Below are 26968 nucleotides of genomic sequence, written 5' to 3'. Positions count from 1 at the left end.
CGTGATGCTACGGGGGAAGGCGTGCCACACGCTATTTAAACGATCGGAATGCCGATGGCCCGTTGGATAGCTTTTTCGATTTCAAGCATGAGCGATGGGCGCACCGTTCCGGCAAAGGGGCCGCGAAGGAGAAACGATTTATCCAGCGTGGTGATCTGCTCGCACTTGGCCATGGAGGTTTGCTTGAGGCCTCCCTCTCCGGCAGGCAGTTCGACATGGGTGGGCGCGGGCCGAAGGGTCGAGGTTACAGGCACCACAATGACATCGCTGGCCAGCCGATTGCGAACGTCCATTGACACAACAAGAGCGGGCCGATTTTTAGTGTCGGAAGGATGCCATGGGAGTTTGACCATGTAAATCTCGCCTCGGCCAGGATATGGCATGGTGGCTATTTATCCCAGATGTATTTGGCCGCGCGAGCGGAGGTTTTGGACCACGCTTCATTTTCTTTGCGCTCGGCCTTGGAGAGGGAAAGGTAATAATCCTCAACCTGGCGTTCAATCTGCTTCTGAGCGTGCTCCTGAAGCCACCGGCGAATGGCCTCTTCAACCAGGAGGCTTCGGGAGCGGTTCCCCGGGAGGTCAAGGAGGGCATCCAGTTGACGGACTACGTCCGGACTCAGCGTGACCGTGATCTTGGATTTTGGAGACCGATCTGTAACGGTAGGCATAGGAGACCTCTATTAAGTATGACGTTTGGTAAGATTGTGAGCCCTATGGATATAAATGTCAAGAAATGGGGGAACAGGTATATGGCGCTATCCCTCCCAGGCATGAAGATGCGGGTACCGACACCACCGGCGAGAATGACAACTTTCATGCGTCTATCGCGTCTGTTGCGTCATTGAGTCTGTTGCGTGCAGCGTGCGGCGTACGGCGCTGATTGCGTCTGCTTGGTCTATCTAGTCTATTTGGTCGGGTGGTCAGTGACGAAAAAGACGGAATAGACCCAAGATGGTCGGTTGCACGCATCGCTCTATCGTAGCGGAGCGAGCGCATAGCTCGTGCTCCGCCCGCCTTTCGGGTTGCGGACAAGGATACCGCGCTCGACGAGCGGCAGAATGTCACGGAGGGCGGTGTCCTGGGAACACTTGGCGAGCTTCGCATATTTCGATGTCGTGAGCTTACCCTCGAAGCCATCAAGGAGACGGTTGAGCACAAGGCGTTGCCGGTCGTTGATCGCAACACCGGCTAGCGCGTCCCAGACGCGCGCCTTGGCGAGGACTGCGGCCAGAGTGGTTTGTGAACCATCGATGGCGCGGCCCAGACAGCCGAGGAACCATTCCATCCAGGGCGTGATGTTCATCGTCCCCTTATGCGTCTCTTCAAGAATGTCGTAATACGCGTTACGCTCCTGCCGGATTTGCGCTGACATGCTGTAAAAGCGCTGCGGACTATTTTCTGAGCGCGCCAGGGCCATGTCGGCGATGGCGCGCGCAATGCGGCCGTTGCCGTCATCAAACGGGTGGATGGTGACGAACCAGAGGTGGGCCAGTCCAGCTTTCAAGACCGGATCACTGTCGGCGTTGGCATTGAACCACTCCAGGAACGCACGCATCTCCCCATCGACCCGTGGTGCCGGGAGCGCTTGATAATAGACGTGCTCCTTCCCAACCGGGCCAGAGACGACCTCCATCGGACCGGTGCTGTCGTCACGCCAGGCCCCTGCCCTGATTTTGGTCATGCCGGTGCGCCCGGTGGGAAACAGGGACGCATGCCACGCAAAGAGCCTTTCGGCGCTGAGTGGCTGGTCATAATGGCGCGTGGCGTCGAGCATCATTTCAACGATGCCCTCGACATTGCGGTCTGCGGGCTTGGAGGCGCCGATATCCAGACCGAGGCGGCGCGCAATCGAGGACCGGACCTGTTCAGCATCCAGCTTCTCGCCCTCGATGTCACTGCTCTTGAGAACATCGGACGTGAGGGTTTGCAAGACGGCCTCCTGGCGGAGATTGAATCCGAGGGCTTCCATGTGGCCGATCAGCCGACCCTGTCGGTGGCGAACGTCGGCGAGAGGCTCAGCGAACAGCTCGCGGTTCCAGTTAAACCGGGGCCAGTCCTTACGCTCATGGATATACATTCTACGCAGCTCCTGCGGAGATTATAGCGTGGAATCACCGCAGGAAGCAAGTATTCTACCATTGCGTCTATGGCGTCGATCGCGTCATTGCGTCTGTTGTGTCGGTGCAACAATGGGAGATTGCTTCACTTCGTTCGCAATGACAACTTTCTATCGCTGTTTTGGGGTCCACCTTAACAATCGGTGCCGTGCGGACTTGACAAGCTCATTAAAAGACAGGAGAATCGCCGCATCCGTCAAAGGTTTGGATGGTGGTATGTCGGTCAGTATGCTCAATGGTTGTGCTTCTCCAATAACCGTGTTGATCTTACCGATATGAGACAAACGATTAAAATTCTTCGTTACATGCCGCTACTGTTTTGTATCTGCCTCGCTCTCGTATCATTACTCGCTTTAATTCCAAGTACTTCCATTCCAAAGGCTTTTCAGTTTTGGGACAAGGCGCAACACGCTTTAGCCTACTCCATCCTTTCCATCATGGGATGTTTTGCTTTTCCGCAAAGATTGCGACCCGTTTTCTTTGGCTTAATAACTCATGGAGTTATCATTGAGGTCATGCAAGGCGCGCTTACTAGCACCCGTTTTGGTGACCCGCTCGACTTGCTGGCGGATGGTATAGGGGTTCTTATAGGCGTAATCGTATACGCCTTCCTATCACCAAAACTCACAGGCACGCTACAGTATTCACATTAGCGCCCATTCCGATCGTCGAGCGGACCGCCCAAACACTATGCCGTTGGTTGCGCTACGCGATCGGGCCGCCGCTAATCGGATAATTCAAAGAGAAGTGGGAGAAGAAATAGAGGGTGGACAGGAGACATTGGAATGAAATACGGATGGTCGTTTGTCGAGACGTGATCTCTCCCACGGTGTGAGCAACAACCACCCCTCGCCCGCCAAGCCGATTAACAGTCCGCGCCAGGTCCTGTTTGCGAGCCTGATCGGCACCACGATCGAGTTCTTCGACTTCTACATCTACGCCACGGCGGCGGTGCTCGTCTTTCCCCGTCTGTTCTTTCCGGCGTCCGATCCGACCGCGGCAACGCTCGCCTCGCTGGCGACGTTCGCAATCGCATTCGTCGCGCGACCGATCGGCTCCGCGGTCTTCGGCCACTTCGGCGACCGCATCGGCCGTAAGGTCACGCTGGTCGCCGCACTGCTCACGATGGGCGTGTCCACGGTCACCATTGGCGCACTCCCCGCGTACGACACGATCGGCATCGCTGCGCCGATCCTCCTCGCGTTATGCCGCTTCGGCCAGGGGCTGGGTCTCGGCGGTGAGTGGGGCGGCGCCGTGCTCCTGGCCGTCGAGAATGCTCCTCCCGGCAGGCGGGCGTGGTACGGCATGTTCCCGCAGCTCGGCGCGCCGATCGGATTCGTCTTCTCCGGCGGCATCTTCCTGGCGCTCTCCGCGTGGCTGACCGACGAACAGTTCTTTGCGTTCGGCTGGCGCATCCCCTTCCTGGCGAGCGCCGCGCTCGTACTCCTTGGCCTCTACGTGCGGCTGACGATTACCGAGACGCCCGTCTTCGTCAAGATCCTCAATCAGCGCGAGCGCGTGAAGGTGCCGCTACTGACCGTCCTCCGGCACCACACCCAAACGCTGTTCCTCGGGGTCCTGGTGTCCCTCACCGCGTTCGTCATCTTCTACCTGATGACGGTGTTCGCGCTGTCGTGGGGAACGAGCGCGCTCGGGTATAGCCGCGAACAATTCCTGATCATACAGTTGTTCGGCATCCTGTTCTTCGCGCTGACGATCCCGATCGGCGCTGTCATGGCCGAGCGGGGGCGCCGCCGCATGCTGATGTGGGTGAACGTTGGCATCGTCGTGTTCGGTCTGGTATTCGCGCCGATGTTCGCCGCCGGTACAGCGGGCGCGGTGATGACGATGGTCGTGGGGATGTGTCTGATGGGCCTCGTATACGGTCCGCTCGGCACGGTGCTGTCCGAGTTGTTTCCCGCGTCGGTGCGCTACTCTGGGAGCTCCATGACCTTCAACCTAGCCGGCCTCTTCGGCGCGTCGCTTACGCCCTACGCCGCCACCTATCTCGCCACGACATACGGATTGCAGTACGTGGGCTACTACCTTTCCGCCGCAGCGATCCTCTCGCTTGCGGGCCTGTACGCCACGCGCGAAACGAAAGACGACATTCTGTAATGGTAACTACTTAGGTGTTTTGGCGAAGGCTCCTTTCATGCTCCCACGTGTGCGTACGCGTCACGATGCGGCCTTACTTACGCAGGAATTGGTAGCCTCCTCGCTTGATTGAATCTACTGGGGGTTCATTCCCCGCGGCTTACCGCGAGTTCGTCATACCGGCGGAAGCCGGTATCCAGAGAGCCCGGCTGGATTCCGCCGTATCCAGTACGGGGCAGGCGTGTCAAGCACGGAATGACGGGCCAGAACAGAAGACGATACCCCGCAGCTTGCTGCGGGAGAAGTTCATTATCACCTGGAAGAGCCAGGCTTGCTCTTCTTTTCTTGTTTCACTTTTCGTTTTGCCTTTGGATCAAGCAGGGCCTTTTTCTGCGTTTCCCTTTTGCCTTTATCTTTTTTTCCACTTTCACCCATTACTGTTTCTCCTTTCGTAGAATTGAGTCGCACCGAACTGTCGCGTCGACAGCCCTTCTTTGAACATAGAGAGTAGCAGATGCGATCGGTGGGTGTCACCACCAAACACCTCCAATACGCCCGGAACGTCCTCGAAGCACTCTCGACGTCTTTGTCAGCGAGATTCTAAGAGGGCGTCAACAATTAACATTTACATCTACCAAAGCAACAAACCCCCTTCATCCCCCTTTCGAAAGGGGGAAAGAGGGGGTTTGTGCATTTGTCGGATCATGAATATGTACATGTTATTCTTTGACGCTGCCTAACAGCCTTCAGCCTTCAGCCTAAACACCTGAGTAGTTACGGTACAGCATAAGCCACAATTCGGAGGAACGGCTATTTCTCCACCAACCTCTCGTGGATTGCTGCGACCACGGCCCCGGTAGGATCGGGTGGGGTATACGTCCAGGTTTCGAACGTGTCGCTCAGCGGCTTGGCTGCGCCATAAGCAATGAGCGTGCCGATGATATTGCGATGGTAGATCTCAGTTGTACAGTTCCTCATGTCAACCAACAGTGGCTTGCCTGTGTAACTTGCTTCGGAGCACATGGAGACTGAATCCCCTGTAGCGACAAACACATCGCTATGGGCTAGCAGCGCGGGATAAACATCGGGGTCGATTTGTTGCCAGTCGAAAAAGCTGCGATCCGGGCCCGCGACCTCGTCCAGCAAGGCGGCCAGAGCTTCTTTCGGGGTTCGGCGGCTATTGGTGACCACCAGGCTCCCCTTGAGCGATGCGACGATGCTCGCGACCCGCCTGCCCAAACCGCGAGCATAGCCTTCGTTGAAGCCGAAGCAATAGCGGGTGTTGCCGCCCAGCAGTAAGCACACCAGGGGCCGGGCAACGTCGGCGAACATATCCCTGTGCCGGTGGAAAGCGTGGTCCAGCAGGCGGTCCGTCATCTTGTGCACCACGCCCACAGTGGTGACGATATTGGCGCCGCTCAACTGGGGGGAGGCGACCAAATCGTACTCCAGAAGGCGCATATCGAGTTCGTCCGGAAGGATGGACGCCAGGTACACGTTCAGCAGCCGCCCTTGGAATAAAGCCTTAATATCCGCGATAGGACCGATCGTGTCTTCTCCGGTCCCGCTCAACAGGATCACAGGTCTGGGTTTGCCATCCCGGCAGGCATCGCCATAGCGATTATCCAGCAGCCTGGCGTAGGCCCCGATGTCGCCGTTGGGCAACGGAATTATCTCGTAGTCGTAGCCCAGCCGCTCGGCCACGCCGAGGCGGGCATTTAACTCGCCGGTGTAGGCGCTGTCCACAATCCAGACCAGCGGCGTGTCAACGCCCATGCCTATGCTCCCACGTCTTGAGCGATGGCCATCGCCGCCACTGCGCCGTCGGCAATAGCGGTGACCACGGAGGGATGGTCGGGGTTGGCGACATCGCCTATGGCGTACACGAAAGGGAGCGACGCGCGCTTCGAGGCATCGACCCGCACATAGCCCTCGCCATTCCTTTCCAGCCCGGCCAAGGGGCCGAGCCCGACGAGGAATTCCGTATTCGGCGCGAAGCCAGTGCGGGCGAAAATCCGGTCAACCTCGATGCGTTCAGCCTTGCAATCGTTTCGGGCCAATGCAATGGCGATGCCGGCGGATCCTTGATGAAAACCGGTGATGAGCGCGCCGCTATGTTCCTGGATGCGCCCCTGTTGGATAAGCGCTTCCACGTCTTTACGCACCATGGGCTGCGCCGTGGGCCGCGAGCGGATTATCAAATGGGTGAGGGCAGTTCTGGAGGCCAGATCCTTGGCGGTGAAATGAGCGTTGTCGCCGCCGCCTATCACAGCCACCCGTTTTCCCTCAAGGGCTTCCATAGGTTCGAGATGGTCCAGAGGGAAAAACGATAAGAGGCCGGATTCATAAAGCGACAGGGCTCCCGGGATTGGGTGCAGGAGTTCCGATGATTTTACCCGCAATCCCGTAGCAATGACAAGTGCCCGCACAGACAGCGATGCCGTGCGATTCTCGCCTTCCCGTACGACCAGGCTGAAACTGGAATCTTCCACCATAACGGATACGGGCCGGACACCAAGGCGGACTTCGATGGCTTCATCTACAACATGCCTGCCGTACAGCTCAGCGAGCGCAGGCCCCGTCTGTCCCGGGATGCCCAATATCCACCGGTTTATCCGGTTTATCCTTAACAATTGCCCGCCCAGCGCCGGGCCTGGCTCGATGATAACAGGCGAGAAACCCAGATGCTTCAACCATAGCGCGCAGGACATGCCCGCCGCTCCGCCGCCCAGGATGGCGATGCTTCGAGAGGAATGAAGGCCACTATTCATGTACGCGCCCCACGCCCCCCCCGATTCTCGGACACTGGTCGGCGTGCCATTTCGCCGAAGAAGTGCGTCAGGCCGGCGACGAAGAGTATTCCTCGTAGCTTCCCTTGAAATCCACAATCTTGCCGTGCTCGAAGTGCCACATCCGCGTGCCCACTTCTTCGAGCAGGTCCTGGTCGTGCGTGACCAGCAGCACGGTGCCCTCGAACTTCTGAAGCGCCACGTTCAGCGCGTTGATGGATTCCAGATCGAGATGGTTGGTGGGCTCGTCCAGGACTAGCACGTTCGGTTTCAGCAGCATGATGCGGCAGAACAGCAGCCTGGCGGTCTCGCCGCCGGACAGTGCTTCGGTCGGCTTGTGGCCTTCTTCGCCGCTGAACAGCATCTGTCCCAGCAGCCCGTGAATGTCCTGCCGTGACGCATCCGGATCGTAGCTGTGCAGCCAGTCCGCCGCCGTACGCCCCTTCTCGATCTCTCCTGTGTGGTCCTGTGGAAAGTAGCCGATCGACGCTTCGTGCCCCCACCTCACCTTGCCGCTGTCTACATCGGAAGGGGATGCCGGAAAGTTGGGCGCATCGGCCAGCAGCGCCTTTAGCATGGTGGTTTTGCCGGCCCCATTGCGGCCGACGAGCACGATCTTTTCACCACGATTGACGATGGCGCTGAAGTCGGAAATGACAGGACTGTTAGTGAAGCCCTTCGACAGTTGCTCGAATTCCAGCGCAACCTTTCCAGACGGCCGTTTCATCGAGAATTTGATGTACGGACGCTGAATGTTCGAACGGGCCAAATCGGTCAGCCGCAGCCGTTCGACCTCCTTGCGCCGCGATGTGACCTGGCTCGCCCGCGTGCCCGCCCCGAATCGCCGGATGAATTCCTGCAACTGCTCGATCTTCTTTCCCCGTTGCACGTTCTCCGACTCGATCTTCGATCGAATCTGCGTCTTGGCGACAACCATGTCGTCGTAGCCACCGGTATAGGTGATGATAGTCTGATAGTCTATGTCGGCGATATGCGTGCAGATGTTGTTCAGGAAATGGCGGTCGTGCGAGATGACGATGAGCGTGCCGTCGTACCGGCCAAGGAGTTCCTCCAGCCAATGAATCGAATCCAGATCCAGGTGGTTCGTCGGCTCGTCGAGCAACAGCGCTTCCGGGTGGCCGAACAAGGCCTGCGCCAGCAACACGCGCACCTTCTGCCCGCCCTGTAATTCCGACATCTTCACGTCGTGGCTTTCGTAGGCAATGTCGAGCCCCTGCAGCAGCACGGCCGCGTCACTATCCGCCGAGTAGCCGTCTTCGTCGCCGACGATGCCCTCGAGCTCGCCGAGACGCATGCCGGCCTCGTGAGTCATCTCCGGCTGCGCGTAGAGTTCGTCGCGCTCCTGAAGGGCTGCCCACAGGCGTTTGTTGCCCATGATGACGGTGTCGATCACGCGGAACTGGTCGAACGCGTATTGGTCCTGACTGAGGACACCGAGCTTACGAGGCTTGGACACCGTGCCCCGCTGCGCATCGATCTCTCCGGTAAGCAGTTTCATGAAAGTCGACTTGCCGGCACCGTTGGGGCCCGTAAGGCCGTAGCGCCGCCCTGCGGAAAATGTGGTCGTGACGCCTTCAAACAGGACTTTCGAGCCGAACCGCATGCACACGCCGTCTACTGATATCATGATTCTCCTATTATAGCAGGAATGACAAATATTTCCAGGATATGCAACGCCTCCAAAAGCTTAGTGAGCCCCTCACGCGCGCTCGCCTGTGATACGGGAATCAAGCTTCTCCCAGCGAGCATAGGTGTCGTGAAGCTCATTTTTCAGAATTTCGAGACGCGCGAGCGCTTCTGTGATGGAATCGGCCGGCTGACGGTAAAAGTGGGGGTCGGCGATCGAGGCGGTCAATTGCGCTTGCTCCCGTTCCAGGGCTTCGATCTGCACCGGCAACTGATCGAGTTCCTTTTGCTCGCGATACGTCGGTTTCTTCCGGGTCGCCATCGTCACCAGTGGTTCCGCAGTGCGTTCCGCTATCGCCGGCTGCGGCTCGGCCGCCGTCTCCCGGGTGCCGCGCTGCCGCAGCCAGTCCTCGTATCCCCCGACATACTCCTGCACATGTCCGCCGCTTTCGAAGACGAGCGTGCTCGTGACGACGTGATCGATAAACGCGCGATCGTGGCTGACGAGCAGCAGCGTTCCCGGCCACTCGATGAGATGCGATTCGAGCAATTCCAATGTCTCGATGTCGAGATCGTTTGTGGGCTCATCGAGGATAAGGACGTTGGCGGGTCGCGTGAACAGGCGTGCCAACAGCAAGCGATTTCGCTCTCCGCCCGACAATGCCTTTACCTTGGCGTACGCTCGCTCAGGTGGAAACAGAAAATCGCGAAGATATCCGTGGATGTGCTGCGTGCGACCGTTCACCGTGACCGTGTCGTTTCCATCACCGACCGTGTCAAACACCGTGCGCTTGGGATCGAGTTGCTCGCGTTGCTGATCGTAATACGCCACCTGGACGTTAGTGCCGCACTCAACTTCACCCGTGTCGGGCGTAAGTTCGCCAATCAACATTCGAAGCAGGGTCGTCTTGCCTGATCCATTCGGCCCGATCAACCCCACACGATCGCCGCGCATCACACGTAACGACAAATCTCGGACGACGGCCTTTTCGCCGAACGACTTCGAGATACCGGTGGCCTCGAACACGAGCTGGCCGGAACGTTCGCCGATCTCACCCTGCAGACGCACATTGCCGATCAGCGCTCGCCGGGCGGCCCGCTCCTTTCGCATGGCCTCCAGTGCGCGAACCCGCCCTTCATTCCGCGTACGTCGCGCCTTCACGCCCTGGCGAAGCCACACCTCTTCCTCAGCCAGACGCTTGTCGAACTTATCGTTCTGGACGGCTTCGTTCGCGAGCCATTCCTCCTTCTTGTGGAGAAAGGTCTCGTAGTCGCCTGGCCACGACGTCAATTTGCCGCGATCCATTTCTACGATCCGTGTTGCCAGATTCTGGAGAAATACCCGGTCGTGGGTAACAAACACCACCGCACCTGCGTACGTCTTGAGAAATTCTTCGAGCCAGCTCATGGCTTCGATGTCGAGATGGTTCGTGGGTTCGTCGAGCAGAAGGAGCTGCGGCTGGGCCACCAGCGCCCGTGCCAGCAGTACGCGCCGCCGCCAGCCGCCTGACAAGGTGTCGACGATGGCATTGGCCGAGAGGTCCAGACGCTCGATCACGGTTTCCACTCGCTGCTCAAGGCGCCACCCGTCACGCTTTTCGAGTTCATGCTGCAGCGTGCCCAGCTTTTCGAGCGAGATGTCGGTGCATCGTTCGGCCACCTCTACCGCCGCGTGATGGTAGGCGGCCACCAACTCGCCGAGGTTGCCGAGCCCTTCCGCGACGACGTCGAAGACGGGCCGGTTGGACGCCAGGGGAACATCCTGCACGAGCCGCGCGACCCCAATGTCAGGCTGTCGCCACACGGAGCCGCTATCGGGGGTCTGATCTCCACTGAGGATCTGGAGCAATGTGGATTTGCCGGTGCCGTTCCGGCCGATCACGCACACACGTTCGCCGGCTTCGACCTGCAGACTTGCGTCGTCGAGTAGCGGGACGTGTCCGAACGCGATGGAGACGTGATCGAGCGAAACGAGTGCCATCGGTGAACCTAGCCTTGCAGCTTGAGAGATTGCATGAGTGAAGACCTATTGCGTGTGTGATGCGCCGAGACCGGCCGCGCGCCCCGTCGCCCACGCCCAGAGGAAGTTGTAGCCGCCGATCGGTCCGAAAGCGTCGAGCATCTCGCCGCACAGAAACAAACCCTTGTGAATCTTGCTTTCCATCGTCTCCGGATCGATCTCCGACAGACGCACGCCACCGCCGGTGACTTCGGCTTTCCTGTACCCCTCGTCTCCCGACCACGGTAGTTCACCGCGCACGAGGATTTCGATGAGACGGAGCCGCTCATCGCGGGTCAGTTGCGAGAGTGGTTGATAGAGATCAATCCTGACGAACTCGATCAGCGCTTCGGCGAGTCGACGAGGTAAATGAGCCGCCACAGCGTTCAACACCGTTCGAGAACCACGTGGACCGAGAGCCGATTCCCAATCCTTATCGTTCAATGACGTCCAGTTCACAACGAGACGTGCGGGAGAGTCCATCTCGGCGCGTGAGCGCACGGCAACATGAGACACATCGAGTACGGCGGGCCCGCTGTAGCCGTGATGGGTGAAAAGAAATCCTCCTGTCGACGTGGACTTCAAGGTTCCCGCGTGGGCGGTTAGTGTGACCGGCAGCGAGATTCCCGAGAGCTTGGCGAACGGCGCGCTACCCGCAGTGTCCGACTTTAGCCGGACCGTCACCGTCAGCGGAGTCAGCGCGGGGTAGGTTCGGTTGATCGTGTGTCCCAGCGTCGCGACGATATCGAGCCCAAGGCCATCGCTTCCCGTGCTGGGGACGGAGCGGCCCCCCGTGGCGATAACGACGGCATCGGCCTGCAGAGAAGGTCCTCCCTGCCGCTCGATCTGCCAGCCGTTGCCAGTAGGGAGCAATCCGTCGACCAACGCGCCGGTCTCGATTAAGACGCCTCTGGCACGTGCGAGCGCCAGCAACCTGTCGCGAACATCGCACGCACTCTCAGATTGTGGAAACAGCTTAGACGACTCTGGTTCTTCCATCAGGGGGATCCCGGCTTCGCCTTCGAAGAACGCGATCTGCTCGCCTAGCGGCCAGGAGCGGAGCATCTTTCGAAGGGTGTGGGGTGAAGAATCGGTAACGAAGCGCGACTCATGAACGATGGCAGGCAGAATGTTGCACCGGCCGCCCCCGCTAATGAGAATTTTGCGTCCGCCGTCCTTCGTGCGCTCGAGGAGCAACGTCTCGGCGCCGCTAGAGGCCGCAAAGATCGCGGCCATGGTCCCCGCCGCCCCTGCTCCAATTACGACAACGCGCTTCATCGCGGTGAGTCGGGCTTCACGTCATGCCGGCGAAGCGTTAAGTTGAAGCGTCCGGCCAGGACGAGTTCCGCTGGTGCCACACTCAGAGCGATTAGCGATACGCCGTGATAGCGGAGACACGGAAGTCTGCCGAAAATGAGCGCGTGGCCAGACCCGAGCGGCAGCGCTCGACAAGATCACACTCATGAGAGTAGGAGTGTCGCCTGGAACCGGCTGTTGGACTTTACTTGGTTGACACCTTGCTGCGTGTTGCAACAACAGAAGGTCGAAGCAACCGTTCGCCTCGCATGGCATGCAGAATATAGACACGCGAACCCTCTTCCCGATAGAAGATCCGGCATGGCGGCTCGACGATCTGTCTGTAGCGCCACCCCTTTAGTTCCTGTGGCTTGGAACCGCTCTTGGGATGATCAGCAAGCTGACCCACGTGCCGAAATACGTCCCGAACTAACATCTTAGCCGCTTCCGAATTGTCCAATGCGATGTAGTCGGCGATGGCATCCAGGTCGCTAAGCGCAGGCTCGGACCAAATTACTTCAGCCATCGATTCATGCGCTTCTTGGCCTGCGCATGAGTGAGCGTACGCCCTTCCTCAACAGCTTTCTCCCCACGCGCGATTCCCTCGAGCAGACTCATCCGACGCTGCAAGGTCTCGTAGGTTTCGACGTCCACCAAGTAGGCGCTTGGTACGCCGTGCTGCGTAATAAGGATCGGCTCCTTGTTCCGTTCCAGCTCGGAGAGAAGCTCTGTGGCTTGGCGCTTCAGTGTTGTGACGAGCTCGGTTCGCATAGTAGTGATACTATAGTAGCACTATGATCTTCGCAAGCCCTATTCGGCCCAACGTATGAATCAGCCGCTTCGGATGTCGATAGGCTTCCGAAACGTCTACATCCAATCGTTATGCGTGGGTCGTCATCTTACATTTGCCGTATACGAATTCGGGATCGAGATCAACTCCACTGTCCCATTCAATGGTGTCGAAGGCAACCCGGACGCACTTGAAATGCTCATACTCTCTTATCCTTCGAAACACCCCAAACTCGAGATACGGTTTCATATCAAGCATACCGTGTTCGCCATTATCGAACGCGATAGCAAGCGTAAAGTCTTCATTGGGAACTACCTTTGACATAGACGGGTACATGGTCTCTGCTCCTCACTGAAGCAGTTGAATCTTGAACGGGTTTTCTACATTCATGATGAGATTCAAGTCTGCCATCAACTCCTCCTGGTGAAGTTCTACCCACGCCAGGACCAGTTTCTGTTGCCTTCGGGGCAGATTGCCGTCAATGATTTCGCACATGCGAATGTCCACCGATGCCTTATACTCGTTGTAGTAGACGTGGAATGCGATGGATTGTGCTCGCCAGGGGCAAAATACATCCGAACAATTATGCCATAAAACATCGAGATCGTTGGCGCTCACTTATCTCCTGGTCCGCATAACGGCATTGCGTGTCAGCAGCAGGCGGAGGCGCGAGCGTGCCCGCGTGGACAACCGTCTGATGCAGCCGCCTGATGGCCGGCACAGTGTTTACAGCCAAAAGCGGCACAGACAAAAAGCTTATTACTGCAAAACAGTAGCATGTTCCCTATTATTTCATCGTCACCTCCTGTACCGGAGGTGTCATACGTAGCGGCAGAAGCGTGTCGATCTGACTATTCAGGCGCGTGCCGTTGAGACCGACCTGGCCCGAGCCCCTCAACCCGCCTGGTCAGGGCGTTGCCTGAAGCGAAGAAAGGGGAAGGGGGCTATGCTCACTTTGGTTTGCGATCAAACGCCGATCTGTTCCGCGGCCAATTCTGATCCGCGTACACGGGCCTGAATTTTGGCAAAGGCGGTGACGCGGGCGGTAGCGATGTCGTCGCTGAATGGGGAAAAGCCGCAGTCATCGGTTGTGCCTAGCTGGGCCACGGGAATGTACTCAGCGGCCATCAACACCCGATCGCGCACCGTTTCGGCGGATTCCACTTCCTCATCGATAACATTAATCACCCCCACGTAAATACGCTGATGGGGCTTGAGATGCTCACAGATCACACGCAACGCGCGTTCTGGATGTCGCTCGCTGGCCATTTGCATATAGAAACACCCCACATCGAGCGTCATCAGGAGTGGGATCAGCTCGCCATAATCCACATCCGCGCTGTGGGTCGAGTCGTGATCACCGCCGGGGCAGGTATGCACGCCGATGCGTTGCCGATCCTCCGCTGTGAAGTGGGAAAGCACCCGATTGTTGAGGTCAATAAACTGCTGCAACAAGCGCTTAGAAGAATCCAGCTTGATCGCAAGCCGCGCCTCCGTGAAGTCAATTTGCACATCGTAGGCGCCGTTGTCGAAACAACCGCGGATATCGGCAACGGCGTGCCGCACTAAATCGTCCAGGAATTGCGCCTGCGGGTAACCGTCGATCCCATCAGCCGGATAGAGCAGCGACATGGCGGACGCCGAAATGACCGCCTGCTTCAGGGGCTTGGAGGCAAACTTTTTGGCACGGGGCAGACACGATCCGGCATAGGCGCCATAACGGAATGGCCCCCTGATCAGACGCGGCAGTTGGCGCGTATGACCATCCTCAAAAGGGATAATCATGCCATCAGGGGCAAGATTGTCCAGGCCGGCCAAGGGATAGGTGGCGAAACTTGGCTTGGTCTGTTCGCCGTCGGTGATGATAGGAGAACCGGTGGCTTCGAACTGCTCGATGGTTTCGCGGACCGCCTCATCGAAGAGGGTATCCAATTTCTCAGCCGAAAGCGTCCCTGCCGCGAAGGCCTGCATCGCTTCTTGCAACTCCCGCTGGCGCGGCACGCTACCAATCGGTTCAGTGGGAATAGGCATGGGGTTTCTCCTTGTGCGCCGGGATAAACCGGCGAGGTGTTGTGAATGAAAGAGTTATACGCTAAAGGCGTAGCGACCCACACCGACCCCGAGTCGGGTTAGCGTAGCGTAACCCGACAATCCGCTTCCATCACTCATGCCCCACCCCCTCGAAATCTATCGCACCCTGTCCCCAATCCGCTGGATAAACCCCGCCGCAACATACCGGCGAAAGCTGGAATACGGCCACTCTATCGCCAATGACATAAGTCCGTGTTTGACTAGATTGAAATACATGCACGCCGGTATCGCGTGCGCTTCGTCGGGTTACGCTGCGCTAACCCGACCTACTGCCTGCCATGATCGCCCTCTTAGCAACCGAAAGGCGTGTTAAGGTTGACCAAGAGTAGATCCCCCTTTGTCTTCATATCATGTAGAAAGCCGAGCTATTCATTTGCCGCTCTTGCCTTTTAAGACCAGGCGGATCGGTGCGCCGATAAATGCGTACGCTGCCCGAAGTTGGTTGACCAGATAGCGCCGGTAGGGGACCCGTACACCGCTAGGGTCGCTCACGAAGAGCAGAAAGGTTGGGGGAGGATTGGCGGCTTGTGTAGCATAGCTAAATCTAACAGGACGCTTACCGTGGGCAGGCGGGGGGTACTTCCGGGTCGCCTCACCGATGAGTTCGTTGATCTGGGGGGTTGGTACCCGGTGTGAACGCCACTGCGCGACGGTCTGAAGCAGAGGCAACAGCGTGAGCACTTGATAGCCGCTGAGGGCCGAGACGAATGCGATAGGTGCGTAATCCAGGTGCCTCAGTTGATCGCGAATCTGCAGCGTGAACTCTTGCCGGGCATCGGCGCCAGGCGGCATCAGGTCCCACTTATTCGCGACAAGGATGGCGCTGCTTCCGGTATCCTGGACGTAGGCGGCAATCTTAGCGTCCTGGTCTGTGATCCCTACTTGCGCGTCCACCAGGATTAAGGCGACGTCGCTCCGCTCAATGGCCCTGAGCGCCCTCGCCACACTGAACCGCTCCAATGGCTCGTGGACCTTGCTTCGCGACCGGAGTCCTGCGGTGTCGATCAGGATGTACGGGGTGTCATTGTAGGCAAACGGGGTGTCGATCGCATCCCTCGTTGTGCCCGCCTGCTCGCTCACGATGACACGCTCCTGCCCCAACAGCGCGTTGACCAGCGATGATTTTCCCACATTCGGGCGACCGACCACCGCCACACGGATGGCTTTCTCCTCGGGTGCGACATCTGTCTGCGGCAGCGCCTCGACGATCAGGTCGCAGAGCTCCGCAACGCCCAGGCCATGCTCGGCGGAGACCGGGCAGATTTCGTCGAATCCCATCCGAAAGAATTCAGACGCCAAAACCTCGTGGGTGGGCCGATCGACCTTATTCGGCACTACGACTATACGGGCGCGTACATCGTGCCGAAGCGCCCTGGCGATCTCCTCGTCCAGCGGGGTCAGCCCCTCGCGGGCATCAACCACAAAGACGATGAGGGCGGCCTCCTGGACCGCCATCTGGACCTGGGCGAGCACCTGAACCGCCAGACCGCTTTTGACGCCCGGCTCGAACCCCCCGGTATCACCGAGCAGGAACGCGCAGCCTTTCCACTCGATCGGCGCGTACTGCCGGTCTCTGGTTACGCCTGGCTTGTCGAGTACAATCGCCCTTCGCCCGCCCACCAGCCGGTTGAACAGGGTCGATTTGCCCACATTGGGCCGACCAACGATCGTGACCACAGGAAGGGGCATCGCAGTTCTCTCCAATCGGATACGTTATCGTGGAATAACTACTTAGGTGTTTAGACTGAAGGCTGAAGGTTATACATTAACTCGCAAGGCACAAATCAAGCCATTTAAGACCTTCGCGGTCAACTTCATGAGTTGAGTACCATCGTGCCTCGCCTGAGGTAATCGAGCCCGGACACAATCGTGACCGCTGCCGTAAGATAGATAAGCCCCGGCACGTAGGGCTCTACCCCGCCGGCCACACGGGAAATGAGCGTCGCCAGCACGGTCAGCATTTGCAGACCTGTCGTACACTTCCCTATCCAGGAGACAGAGACCGTTGCCTTGCCTTTGACGATGTAGATAACCAGGAAACCGCCAACCACTATCAGGTCCCGGCTGACGGCAATGATGAAGAGCCACTTGGGGATCTGGTGCAGGTATACCAGCGTCATGAAAGTGGCAAAGAGCAGCAGCTTGTCGGCCAGCGGATCCAGGATCATCCCCAGCTCTGTCCCCTGGGACCTCGAACGCGCGATGAAACCATCCAGGGCGTCGGTGATCCCTGCCAGCACAAAGATCGCCAAACCAAGTCGCCAGTACTTGTAGACCATCAAGATCGAGATGACAGGCGCCATCAGGATCCTGAAGATCGTGAGGCTATTGGCAAGATTCATCAGCGACAGGGCCACGCAACAGCCGCTTCTATCGGGGCATGATCCGTCGCGGGCGTCAGCTTCTCTTGGACTACCTGTCGCAGACGATCCATACCATACCCGGTCAGAGCGGAGCACGCCACCCGGGGGAATGCGCTCTTGCCGGACACAAAGGATGGCGCAATCCCGTTCGCCAAAAGATCGACCTTGTTCAAGGCCTCAATGATCGGCTTGTCCGAGAGGCCGAGATCGCCCAAGATCGCGTCTACGGCTTGCTTCTGCTCCATCATCTGGGGATGGCTGGCGTCGATCACGTGCAGCAGAAGATCGGCCTCGTTGAGTTCCTCCAGTGTGGCCTTGAACGCCGTCACCAATTGCGCGGGGAGGCGCCGGATGAACCCCACGGTATCGGAGAGCAGAAAGCTGAATCCGTCGGCCGTGGTGACCCGACGCAGGATGGGATCAAGCGTCACAAAGAGCGCGTCGTTGGTCCGAACATCCGAGTGCGTGAGGGCATTGAAGAGCGTCGACTTGCCGGCATTGGTGTAGCCGACCAGGGCCACGATCGGGATCGCATGACGCTTTCTAGGCCGCCGCAAGAGGGCCCGATGCCGACGGACCTTGGTGAGCTCATCCCGGATCTTCGCCATTCGTCGGCGGATCGTCCGACGGTCGGTCTCCAACTGGGTTTCGCCTGGACCACGGGTCCCGATTCCGCCGCCAAGGCGCGACAGCTCAACCCCTCGCCCGACGAGGCGCGGCAGCAGGTAGTCGAGCTGAGCCAGCTCCACCTGGAGCTTACCCTCCCGGCTCCTCGCGCGCTGGGCGAAGATGTCCAGGATGAGCAAGGGGCGATCGACGGTCTTGCAGCCGGTCAGTTCCTCCAGGCTTCGCTGCTGCGAGCCAGACAACTCCTCATCAATCACCAGCAGATCGATCTTCCCACTCCACTCCGCCTTGATCTCCTGCGCCTTGCCCTTCCCGATCAGATAGCGCGGGTCCGGTGCGTTCCGGTCTTGCAGGATCGTTCCCGCCACAAGGGCCCCAGCCGACTCCGCCAGCCGGGCAAGCTCGACGAGCGAGTCCTCGGCCTCCCATCTGGGGTCGCGCTTGCAATGTATCCCTACCAGTAGTGCCCGTTCCCTTCGGTCACTAAGCTGTGCGCTTACGATCATCGCCATCATTGCCATTCCCAAAACCCTCTCGATAGGCCTTGGCGCTCGCAAATTGCCGGTAGAGCCCTTCCCCGTCTTCGGCGTTGATCATCACAGTCAGGTGGTCAAGGGCAGCCTGGAATTGTCCGATCATCTTCAGGATCGGTTGGCGATTCGCCAGGCAGATATCGCGCCACATGACCGGATGGCTCATGGCCACTCGCGTGAAATCTTTCAGACCGCCTGCCGCGAATTCTCGCAGATCATCGCCGCCATCAGCTAAATCGAGCATCGCTCCCATCAGCGCATACGAGACGACATGCGGCAGATGGCTGACCGCCGCGAAGATATCATCATGGCGAGTCGGGCTCATCTCCAGCACCTCTGATCCTATGGCCCTCCACAGGGTGCGTACCCGCAGGACGGCGGCAGGATCGGTAGAGGCGCTCGGGGTAAGCACGCACTTGCTACCAACGAACAGCTCGGCCGACGCCGCGTGCGGCCCGGACTTCTCCCGCCCGGTAATCGGGTGGCCTGGCACTCCATTGCCGCCTGGCAGTAACCGCTCCATCACTGCTGCCACTAACCCCTTCACGCTCCCCACATCCGTCACCACCGCGCCGGAATCCAGATGCGGGACAATCCGCTTAATGGTCGGCTCCATCGCGCCTACCGGCACGGCCAGAAGTACGATGTCGGCCCCTTCTACAGCGACCGCGGCGTCCGCGGCGGCCCAGTCCACCACACCCAGCGCGACGGCCTGCGCACAATGGTCCGGATCTTCGTCGGCTCCACGAATCTCTCCGGCCAGACCGCGGGCGCGACAAGCCAGCCCCACACTTGCACCGATCAGGCCCAGGCCAATGATCGCAAGTCGCTGTACGAGTGGTGAAGACGACGAGGCAGCAGCGCCAGGCGGCTCGATCCTTGACGCTACCGTCACAGCGACCGTCCTACTGCCTGGGCCACCTTGCTGAGATCGTTCATCAGTTTCTCGAATGTGCTGGGCAGCAGAGCCTGGGGCCCATCAGACAGGGCGTCCTCCGGGTGGGGATGAACCTCTACCATGATGCCGTCGGCGCCGGCCGCCACCGCGGCCAAGGCCATTGGCGCGACCAGGTGCCACTTACCTGTCGCATGGCTCGGGTCGACAATCACCGGCAAGTGCGACAGCCTCTTGATCAGGGGGATAGCCGACAGATCCAAGGTGTTGCGGGTGGCGTCTTCAAAGGTCCTGATCCCGCGTTCACAGAGGATGACGTCGTAGTTACCCTCCGACAAGATGTACTCGGCTGCGAGCAAGAGGTCTTTCACGGTACAGCTTAGCCCCCGCTTCAAGAGGACCGGCTTTCGACGGCACCCAACCTCTTTCAGGAGCCTGAAGTTCTGCATGTTCCGCGCCCCGATCTGGACCAGATCGGCGCACTGATAAACCTGGGGGGCGTCCCGGGGATCCATGAGCTCGGTGGCGATCGGCAGGCCGGTCTCCGCCTTGGCCTCTGACAAATAGGTCAGCCCCTCTTCACCAAGACCTTGAAAGGTGTACGGGGAGGTCCGGGGCTTGTAGGCGCCGCCTCGCAGGATGTGCCCCCCTGCATCCTTCACGCACCTGGCGACCTGAAGCAGGCTATCTCGATTCTCAACTGCACACGGCCCGGCCATGACCACTACCTGCTTGCCGCCGACCAGCACCCCGTCGATGTTGACGATGGTGCCCTCAGGTTTAAATTCACGGCTAGCCAGCTTGTACGGCTTCAGCACGGGCAGGACCTGTTCCACAAAGGGGAAGGCCTCTAACGGCCGATCCTGCAAAACCCGCTCGTCGCCGATCGCGCCGATGATAGTTCGCTCCGTCCCTTTCGAGATGTGGGCGGCCAAGCCGAAGCCTTCGATCTTCTTGACGACCAAGGCAATCTCGGCCTCAGTCGCATGCGGTTTCAAAATGATGATCATTTTTTACGCCTCCAGTTATCAGCCATCAGCTTTTTCCCTGCCTGCTAATCGCTGATTGCTGATGGCTGCCTTTTTGAAGCACACTTCTCAGCGCGTCGATGAATCGTTCGTTCTCCGGGGGCGTCCCTATGGTCACGCGGATGTGGGTCTTCAAGTGGGCTCCCCCCAGTGGGCGTACGATGACGCCCATTCGGAGCAGCGCATCCGCCACTACCCGTCCGTCGCGATTGACATCGATCAGCAGAAAGTTCGTTACGGACGGCGGGAACTGAAGCCCCAGACGATGCAGCTCGCTGGACAGGTACGCCTTTCCCAGCTCATTGAACATTCGGCTATTGGTGACGTGGTGCTCATCCTCTAGGGCAGCCAACGCTGCTCGCTGGGCCAGGGCGTTGACGTTAAAGGGTGCCCGAATCCGCTCGAGTAGTTCCACTATCGACGGCGGCGCCATCCCATACCCGATCCGGAGCCCTGCCAGACCATAGATTTTAGAGAAGGTCCGAAGGACGATCGCCCAGCGCCCCTGCCGGACGTACGTCAGGGAATCCGGAATCATCTCCTGCGGGACGTACTCGATGTATGCCTCATCGATGACCACTATGACCTCTGCCGGGAGGGCGTCCATAAAGGCAGTCAGCTCCGTTGGCCCTACAGCCGTGCCTGTGGGGTTGTTGGGATTGCCGACAAACACCATCTTGGTCCTGGGGGTTACGGCCTTCGCCATAGCCTCAAGGTCGTGGGTCCACGCCTTCAGCGGCACGCGGATCGTGGTACACCCCTGCAGATGGGCCAGCATCCCGTAGATGACAAATGCCGGATCAGCGATGACTACTTCGTCTCCCGCGAGCAGGAAGGCGCGGGCCATCAGCTCTAAGACCTCGTTACACCCGTTCCCTAGGACCAGATGGTCTGGTGTCAGTCCAAGGCGAGCGGCCAGCCGCGCCTTCAGGAAGTAGCCGCCGCCATCGGGATACCTGTGGGCCTCCGGTAGCGCTTCTCGTAAGGCGCGAAGTGCCAGCGGCGAAGGGCCCAGGGGGTTCTCATTTGACGCCAATTTGATGGCCCCTGTGATCCCAAACTCACGCTCCACCTCCTCAATTGGCTTCCCGGGGGTGTAAGGTGCGAGCCCATGAAGGTATGGCGAGGCGAGCTCTGCCAACGACTTGGCCATGATTCTTACGGTTCTCCTAGGTCTCGATGGAGCTTCCCCTGGGGTACGAGCCGAGGACCTTCAGGAACAGACACTCCTCTTTCAGTAGCGCGAGCGCCGCCTTCACAGGCTCGTCGGCAACGTGTCCCTCAACGTCCAAATAGAAAACGTACTCCCAGGCTTTGGTCTTGGATGGTCTGGACTCGACCTTGGTCAGGTTGATCTGATGCTTCGCGAAAGGTTCCAGGATACGATACAGCGCCCCTACCCGGTCTTTGATCGAGAACATCACGGAGGTTTTATCGCGATGAGTTGGTGTAGCCGGGGTCTTACCAATTATCAAGAACCGTGTGAAATTACGCGGGGTATCCTCTATCTTTCGAGAAATGACTTTAAGTTTGTACAGGCTAGCAGCCAATTCACTCGCAATCGCAGCCGCTGTCGGCTCTTTTGCTGCGAGCTTTGCCGCCGCCGCAGTACTCGACGCCTCGAAGAGCGGCACTCGCAGCAGATTTGCCTCCAGCCATTTTCGGGACTGAGCGAAGGCATGCGGGTGCGAGTAGATCTTTTTCACCTTCCTCAGATCGCCTGATTTGGACAGGAGACTGTGGGACACTTCCAGGAGAATTTCTCCACTGATCTTCAGGTCCGATTCCATAAATGTATCCAGGGTATGGCTGACCACACCTTCACTGGAGTTCTCAATGGGCACCACCCCGTACTCGACGTTTCCCTTTTCTACCTCGGCGAAGACATCACTGATTGAGCGAACCGGCACGAATTGGGCCGATACCCCAAACCGCCGCGTACAGGCCAAGTGGGTAAACGTCCCTTCCGGGCCAAGGTAGGCCAGCTTTAACGGACCCTCCAGGGATCGACAGGCTGAGATGATCTCGCGAAAAACAGGCCGAATCGCGTGAATGGGAAAGCGCCCCGTATTCTCCAGCATCAGACGGGTAAAGATCTCCTCCTCGCGTTGCGGCACGTGGAGGTCCATATTCGCCTTAGCCTTTTCCTGCCCGACTCTGAACACAACCTCGGCTCGCTCACCGAGCAGCGATACGATCTTCGAATCGATCTGATCGATCTTATGCCGTAACCTCGCAATCTTCATCAGGCTCCCCAGCCCAGGCAGGGGCGCACGCTACCCACGCCGCCACCATGCCCCATCAGGCAGTTCCCAGTCCCACCACGCGACGGATGCTGGCCAGTTCCCCGAGGTTGAGTCGTCGCCAGCACCCTTTGGCCAGTTTCCCCAAGACGAGGGGCCCAATACGAACCCTCTGGAGTCGAATTACCGGGTACCCAATAGCATCGCAGAGCCGTCTGATCTCGTGATACCGTCCTTGTTGTACGATAAGTGCGATCCATGCAGAGCTTACCCCACGGGTAACGAGCTTGGCTTGGGTGGCCCACAACCTCTCCCCATCCGATATTACCCCCGCCTCCAACTTAGCCAGATCGGCAGGCTTGGGGCAACCACGCACCTGGGCGAGATATTCCTTCTCGATCTCGAAGCTGGGATGCATGAGCCCGTAGGCTAACTCTCCATCATTCGTGAGAAGTATGAGTCCTTCTGTGTGATAGTCAAGACGCCCAACAGGAAAGAGCCTTGGCAGCCCTTCAGACGGCAGGAGGTCGCTGATGATCGGCCGTCCACGAGGATCGGATAAGGTCGTCAGGACGCCTGCCGGTTTATGCAGCATGACGTAGACCAGACTGGCCGCTGGTGTGACCGGCTTACCATCGCACGTCACCTTATCGAGGCCCGGCGATACCTTTGTCCCAAGCTGCGTGACGATCCGATTATTGACGCAGACCCTCCCCGCGAGGATCAGCTTCTCGGAACTCCTGCGCGAGCCCAGCTCGGCTCTGGCGAGATATCGCTGCAGTCGTTCCTGGCCACCATCGGTCGCCTCAATCCGCCTTTTCGATTTCATCAACTGCCTCGCCTGACGCCTCCTTTACGGTCGCTCCCAGATCAGTACGCTCGGGGACAGGGCTCGGGGTCAGCGTCTCGATCTCCTTCATAGTCGGTAGCTCCGAGAGGTCCTTAAATCCAAAGTATTCCAGGAAGGACCTGCTGGTCCCGTAGAGGATCGGCCTACCCACCTCGGGCTTTCGTCCAAGAATTCGGATGAGGTCCCGCTCCACGAGCGTCTTTACGACCCCGTCCACCATAACCCCTCGAATCGCCTCGATTTCTACCTTGGTGATCGGCTGCTTATAGGCAATGAGCGCCAGCGTTTCGAGTGCAGGTCTGGACAGCCTGGCCGGCTTGGACCCGCGAAGCCGCTGAACCCATAAGGCCACCTCTGGTTTTGTCGTCAGACGATAGCCCCCGGCAACCTCGGTCACGACAAGTCCCCGGTCCGGTTGCCGATATTTTTCCTGTAAGTCGGCGAGTAACTGACTCACCTCTTCCTTTGAGCAACCGTCGATGATCTCCTCGATTCGTTCCAGCGGCAGTGGCGCCTCGGCGACAAATAATAACGCCTCAAGGACCCCAAGCGGGCCGAGGTCAGCCGAGGTGTCCATTGGCCTCCACCGCAGTTTCTACGATTCGATAGATCGTGATCTCGCTTCCCGGATCCGATTGCCGGGCTCGGACCAAGCCCCGACGTAACAGCTCGAGTAGCCCGAGAAAGGTAGCGATCAATAAGGCGCGCGTCGTCACCCCCTCGAACAGGGCCAGGAATGGTACCGGACTCTGAAGCGTCAGCCGATCCAGCACCGCCACCATTCGTCCTCCCACATTGATCGTGTCTGGGGTGATTTCGCCTGCCATCGCCTCTGGTGCGCGCTGCATGATCGCCATAAATGCGCGAAGCAACGCGGGGAGGCTGACCTCCAGGGGGCCCTCGGCGATCGGAATCGATGGATCGTCAGGCCTGACATATAGGAGCGCCTGTCCCGCCTCCAACTCCTCGAACTTCATGGCCGCATCTTTGAACCGCTTGTACTCCAGGAGACGTTCCACCAGCTCCTGCCGCGGGTCGTCCTCAGAGGTCCCCTCCGCTACCGACTCCTGCACCGGGAGAAGCATCTTCGACTTAATATGTATCAGCGTGGCAGCCAGTACCAGAAACTCTCCTGCGATCTCCAGATCAAGGGCCTCCATTCCGCCCAGGCATCCCAGGTATTCCTGGGTAATCTTGGCAATGGGGATATCGTAGATGTCGACCTCGTTGACCTGAATCAGATAGAGTAAGAGATCCAGTGGGCCCTCAAACATATCAAGGCGAACACGATAGCTCATCGCTCAGCGCGCCTCGATCCAGGGCTCAAGCTTCTCAAATCGCCTCAGACCGATCCCTTCAACTTCTCTAAGCCCGTCAGCGCCTGTAAACCGGCCATAGCCCTTCCGGTGGGTGATGATACGCTGGGCCAGTGTCGGACCGATCCCCGGCAGCGTCTGAAGCGTTACGGCATCAGCATGATTAATGTCCACGCGGCTGGTCGGTTTTGTCTTTGTGACCCTGGCCGGTGGCGACAGACGGGCCTGTACCGCGGGCCGGTCTTGCTGAAACTGGAGCGTTCGAAGATCAATGGCAGGGGCAGAGCCAAACGGACGAAGAATGACAGGACCCCACACAATGCCGGCGACAGCCACGCCAAAGAGGCCGGCGACGATCGCCTCGCGCCTGGTGTACGTTCCCTTCACGCGCGATCCTCGACCACGTTGCGCTCGGCCAGGCCGAAGGTCTCGTGCAGAACACGGACGGCCAACTCTCCGTACTTGGCATCGATCAGACAGGAGATCTTGATCTCGGAGGTACTAATCATTGTGATGTTAATGTTCTCGCGTGCCAAGGCCTCAAACATCCTCGCAGCCACCCCGGAGTGAGTCCGCATCCCCACCCCCACGATGGAGACCTTGGCGATCCTGTCGTCACCCTCAACCTGCTGAGCGCCTATCTCCTGAGCCACACCGTTGAGGAGCTGCATCGCCTTAGGGAAGTCCGACTTCGGGACCGTGAACGAGATATCGGTCGTCCCATCCTGGCTGATGTTTTGGACGATCATATCCACCACAATGTTGGCCTCCGCAACCCGGCCGAACAGCTTGGCTGCGATCCCCGGACGATCCGCCACGCGCAGCACAGTAATCTTCGCCTCGTTTCTATCGCAAGCGATCCCAGAGACCACTACCCTCTCCATCTCCGCATCCTCCTGGACCACCAGTGTCCCCTGGGTTGAATTGAAACTGGAACGGACGTGAACCGGCACGCCGTAATTCTTGGCATACTCTACCGCCCGGGCTTGAAGTACCTTCGCCCCCAAGCTAGCCATCTCGAGCATCTCATCATAGGAGATCTTCCCGAGCTTCCTCGCCTCTGGAACAACATTCGGGTCAGCGGTGTAGACCCCATCCACATCGGTATAGATCTCGCAAAGGTCGGCATTCAGGGCCGCCGCCATGGCCACCGCCGTCAGATCTGATCCGCCACGCCCCAGCGTCGTCACGTCCTCTTCCGCCGTCACCCCCTGGAACCCGGCGACGATGACGATAGCTCCTTCCCGAAGCGCCTGTTGTGCCCGGTCAACCTCGACACTTACGATCTTTGCCTTGGTGTGGGCGGTATCGGTCTGGATCCTGACCTGGGCTCCCGTAAAGGAGCGGGCCTTGTGCCCGAGTTGTTGAATGGCCAGCGACAGGAGACCGATCGAGATCTGTTCTCCGGTGGTCACGATGACGTCAAGCTCGCGTTCATCCGGAGCATCGGAGATCTTAGCGGCAAGGCCTAACAGGCGGTCCGTCTCTCCAGCCATGGCTGATACCACCACGACCAAGTCGTGCCCTTGGAGCTTCGTCTCCACCACGCGACGCGCCACGTTTTTGATTCGTTCGACGTCTGCTACGGAGCTTCCGCCGTATTTCTGAACGATGAGAGACATGTCTTGTCCTTACGAGGCGAGCCGATCGTGCCGAGGCAGATCCGCTCCCTGTAGCTTTTGTCCGATCTTCCCCTCTTCCCCCGCCATAAGGCGTCCCAGGTTTTCCCGGTGCCGGATGAGGATGAAACCGCAGATAATAATCGTCAAGCCCACATAGGGCGGTCGGCCATCAAGAACCCATACGAGCAGCGGGCATGCGATGCATGTGCCGACGGCAGCAAGCGACGAATAGCGAAAGAGGGCAGCTATCAACACCCAGACACCCACAATCAGCAACGCGATCTTCGCAAACAGCGCGAGCAACACCCCCAAGGCGGTGGCTACTCCCTTCCCCCCGCGAAAGCCGAGAAAGAGCGGATACAGATGACCCAGAAATGCTGCCAGTCCTACCGTAGCAACGAGCACCTCCGGCGCACCAAGGAGCTTACTCAATGCGACAGGCGCCCACCCTTTCAGCGCGTCCAGGGCAAGAGTGAGAGCGCCGGCCCCTGTGCCCACGACCCGCAAGACATTGGTGGCACCGATGTTGCCGCTCCCGACTTTACGCACATCCACTCCTTTCGACGCCCTGGCAATCAGGAGGCCGAACGGGATGGAGCCGGCGAGATACCCCAGTGGAACGAGCCATAATCCTACGCTCATTGCCCTCCAGAGATGAGAAGG

Annotated in this window: 28 protein-coding genes and 1 pseudogene; 2 read left to right on the top strand and 27 right to left on the bottom strand. The window is 58.9% G+C overall.

Annotation, left to right across the window (positions count from 1 at the left end):
• Positions 1-35 precede the first annotated feature (35 nt).
• From CLG94_RS02400 to CLG94_RS02390, 3 genes are all read right to left on the bottom strand, one after another.
• Entirely contained in the window at positions 36-383 is a 348-nt protein-coding gene (locus CLG94_RS02400) for a type II toxin-antitoxin system PemK/MazF family toxin (protein WP_107561304.1), read from the bottom strand.
• A 5-nt stretch (positions 384-388) separates the two neighbouring features.
• Positions 389-670 (bottom strand): CopG family ribbon-helix-helix protein, encoded by a 282-nt coding sequence (locus CLG94_RS02395; RefSeq protein ID WP_107561303.1) that lies wholly within the window; start codon positions 668-670, stop codon positions 389-391.
• Between the two features lie 305 nt (positions 671-975).
• Positions 976-2079, bottom strand: a complete 1104-nt coding sequence (locus CLG94_RS02390) for a Fic family protein (RefSeq protein ID WP_107561302.1) — start codon at positions 2077-2079, stop codon at positions 976-978.
• A gap of 315 nt (positions 2080-2394) precedes the next feature.
• Here CLG94_RS02390 and CLG94_RS02385 point away from each other — a divergent pair, with 315 nt between their 5' ends.
• Positions 2395-2772, top strand: a complete 378-nt coding sequence (locus CLG94_RS02385; RefSeq protein ID WP_153062378.1) for a VanZ family protein — start codon at positions 2395-2397, stop codon at positions 2770-2772.
• 178 nt (positions 2773-2950) lie between these two features.
• Positions 2951-4237 carry an MFS transporter gene (locus CLG94_RS02380; RefSeq protein ID WP_107561321.1) on the top strand — a complete coding sequence of 429 codons (1287 nt, stop codon included), beginning with the start codon at positions 2951-2953 and terminating at the stop codon, positions 4235-4237.
• Between the two features lie 291 nt (positions 4238-4528).
• On the opposite strand, the gene CLG94_RS13745 is transcribed toward CLG94_RS02380, so the two are convergent.
• From CLG94_RS13745 to plsY, 24 genes and pseudogenes are all read right to left on the bottom strand, one after another.
• Positions 4529-4651 (bottom strand): hypothetical protein, encoded by a 123-nt coding sequence (locus CLG94_RS13745; protein ID WP_275666211.1) that lies wholly within the window; start codon positions 4649-4651, stop codon positions 4529-4531.
• 375 nt (positions 4652-5026) lie between these two features.
• Positions 5027-5992: an ELM1/GtrOC1 family putative glycosyltransferase gene (locus CLG94_RS02375; RefSeq protein WP_107561300.1), complete on the bottom strand. Its 966-nt coding sequence runs from the start codon at positions 5990-5992 to the stop codon at positions 5027-5029.
• Between the two features lie 2 nt (positions 5993-5994).
• The gene (locus tag CLG94_RS02370; protein ID WP_107561299.1) at positions 5995-6987 is read right to left on the bottom strand and encodes an NAD(P)/FAD-dependent oxidoreductase; all 993 of its coding nucleotides are present in this window, start codon (positions 6985-6987) and stop codon (positions 5995-5997) included.
• 67 nt (positions 6988-7054) lie between these two features.
• Positions 7055-8653, bottom strand: a complete 1599-nt coding sequence (locus CLG94_RS02365) for an ABC-F family ATP-binding cassette domain-containing protein (protein ID WP_107561298.1) — start codon at positions 8651-8653, stop codon at positions 7055-7057.
• Between the two features lie 72 nt (positions 8654-8725).
• A complete protein-coding gene (locus CLG94_RS02360) occupies positions 8726-10633 on the bottom strand; it encodes an ATP-binding cassette domain-containing protein (RefSeq protein WP_107561297.1) in 1908 nt (635 codons plus the stop codon).
• A 45-nt stretch (positions 10634-10678) separates the two neighbouring features.
• The gene (locus tag CLG94_RS02355; protein ID WP_107561296.1) at positions 10679-11929 is read right to left on the bottom strand and encodes a BaiN/RdsA family NAD(P)/FAD-dependent oxidoreductase; all 1251 of its coding nucleotides are present in this window, start codon (positions 11927-11929) and stop codon (positions 10679-10681) included.
• A 223-nt stretch (positions 11930-12152) separates the two neighbouring features.
• Positions 12153-12473, bottom strand: a complete 321-nt coding sequence (locus CLG94_RS02350) for a type II toxin-antitoxin system RelE/ParE family toxin (RefSeq protein ID WP_107561295.1) — start codon at positions 12471-12473, stop codon at positions 12153-12155.
• Positions 12461-12718 (bottom strand): type II toxin-antitoxin system Phd/YefM family antitoxin, encoded by a 258-nt coding sequence (locus CLG94_RS02345; RefSeq protein WP_107561294.1) that lies wholly within the window; start codon positions 12716-12718, stop codon positions 12461-12463. The genes CLG94_RS02350 and CLG94_RS02345 overlap by 13 nt, the downstream gene beginning before the upstream one ends.
• Positions 12719-12827: 109 nt before the next feature.
• Positions 12828-13073, bottom strand: a complete 246-nt coding sequence (locus tag CLG94_RS02340) for a DUF2442 domain-containing protein (protein WP_107561293.1) — start codon at positions 13071-13073, stop codon at positions 12828-12830.
• A gap of 12 nt (positions 13074-13085) precedes the next feature.
• A pseudogene (locus CLG94_RS02335) lies at positions 13086-13336 on the bottom strand (DUF4160 domain-containing protein).
• Positions 13337-13703: 367 nt separating this feature from the next.
• A complete protein-coding gene (locus tag CLG94_RS02330; protein WP_107561292.1) occupies positions 13704-14768 on the bottom strand; it encodes a cobalamin-independent methionine synthase II family protein in 1065 nt (354 codons plus the stop codon).
• Between the two features lie 429 nt (positions 14769-15197).
• The gene (gene der / locus CLG94_RS02325; protein ID WP_107561291.1) at positions 15198-16517 is read right to left on the bottom strand and encodes a ribosome biogenesis GTPase Der; all 1320 of its coding nucleotides are present in this window, start codon (positions 16515-16517) and stop codon (positions 15198-15200) included.
• A 125-nt stretch (positions 16518-16642) separates the two neighbouring features.
• Positions 16643-17185 carry a CDP-diacylglycerol--glycerol-3-phosphate 3-phosphatidyltransferase gene (pgsA, locus tag CLG94_RS02320; protein WP_107561290.1) on the bottom strand — a complete coding sequence of 181 codons (543 nt, stop codon included), beginning with the start codon at positions 17183-17185 and terminating at the stop codon, positions 16643-16645.
• On the bottom strand, positions 17170-18339 hold the full coding sequence (gene hflX, locus CLG94_RS02315) for a GTPase HflX (protein WP_239993091.1): 1170 nt from the start codon (positions 18337-18339) through the stop codon (positions 17170-17172). Before hflX ends, pgsA begins: the two co-directional genes overlap by 16 nt.
• A complete protein-coding gene (locus CLG94_RS02310) occupies positions 18302-19246 on the bottom strand; it encodes a prephenate dehydrogenase (RefSeq protein WP_161953973.1) in 945 nt (314 codons plus the stop codon). The genes hflX and CLG94_RS02310 overlap by 38 nt, the downstream gene beginning before the upstream one ends.
• Positions 19243-20256, bottom strand: coding sequence for a 3-deoxy-7-phosphoheptulonate synthase (gene aroF / locus CLG94_RS02305; protein WP_107561288.1), 1014 nt, complete (start codon positions 20254-20256; stop codon positions 19243-19245). The genes CLG94_RS02310 and aroF overlap by 4 nt, the downstream gene beginning before the upstream one ends.
• A 25-nt stretch (positions 20257-20281) precedes the next feature.
• A complete protein-coding gene (hisC, locus tag CLG94_RS02300; RefSeq protein WP_107561287.1) occupies positions 20282-21427 on the bottom strand; it encodes a histidinol-phosphate transaminase in 1146 nt (381 codons plus the stop codon).
• A gap of 16 nt (positions 21428-21443) precedes the next feature.
• Complete coding sequence (gene pheA / locus CLG94_RS02295) at positions 21444-22520, bottom strand: prephenate dehydratase (RefSeq protein ID WP_107561286.1); 1077 nt, start codon at positions 22518-22520, stop codon at positions 21444-21446.
• A 55-nt stretch (positions 22521-22575) separates the two neighbouring features.
• A complete protein-coding gene (locus CLG94_RS02290; RefSeq protein WP_107561285.1) occupies positions 22576-23346 on the bottom strand; it encodes a pseudouridine synthase in 771 nt (256 codons plus the stop codon).
• The gene (scpB, locus tag CLG94_RS02285) at positions 23324-23944 is read right to left on the bottom strand and encodes an SMC-Scp complex subunit ScpB (RefSeq protein WP_107561284.1); all 621 of its coding nucleotides are present in this window, start codon (positions 23942-23944) and stop codon (positions 23324-23326) included. The genes CLG94_RS02290 and scpB overlap by 23 nt, the downstream gene beginning before the upstream one ends.
• Complete coding sequence (locus CLG94_RS02280; protein WP_107561283.1) at positions 23928-24665, bottom strand: segregation and condensation protein A; 738 nt, start codon at positions 24663-24665, stop codon at positions 23928-23930. The genes scpB and CLG94_RS02280 overlap by 17 nt, the downstream gene beginning before the upstream one ends.
• A 3-nt stretch (positions 24666-24668) precedes the next feature.
• A complete protein-coding gene (locus tag CLG94_RS02275) occupies positions 24669-25070 on the bottom strand; it encodes a ComEA family DNA-binding protein (RefSeq protein ID WP_161953972.1) in 402 nt (133 codons plus the stop codon).
• Positions 25067-26305 (bottom strand): aspartate kinase, encoded by a 1239-nt coding sequence (locus CLG94_RS02270; protein WP_107561281.1) that lies wholly within the window; start codon positions 26303-26305, stop codon positions 25067-25069. Before CLG94_RS02270 ends, CLG94_RS02275 begins: the two co-directional genes overlap by 4 nt.
• 9 nt (positions 26306-26314) lie before the next feature.
• On the bottom strand, positions 26315-26947 hold the full coding sequence (plsY, locus tag CLG94_RS02265; protein WP_107561280.1) for a glycerol-3-phosphate 1-O-acyltransferase PlsY: 633 nt from the start codon (positions 26945-26947) through the stop codon (positions 26315-26317).
• Positions 26948-26968 lie beyond the last annotated feature (21 nt).

It is taken from the genome of Candidatus Methylomirabilis limnetica, assembly GCF_003044035.1.
Taxonomy (GTDB): domain Bacteria; phylum Methylomirabilota; class Methylomirabilia; order Methylomirabilales; family Methylomirabilaceae; genus Methylomirabilis; species Methylomirabilis limnetica.
This window is presented reverse-complemented; position numbering and strand designations above follow the sequence as displayed.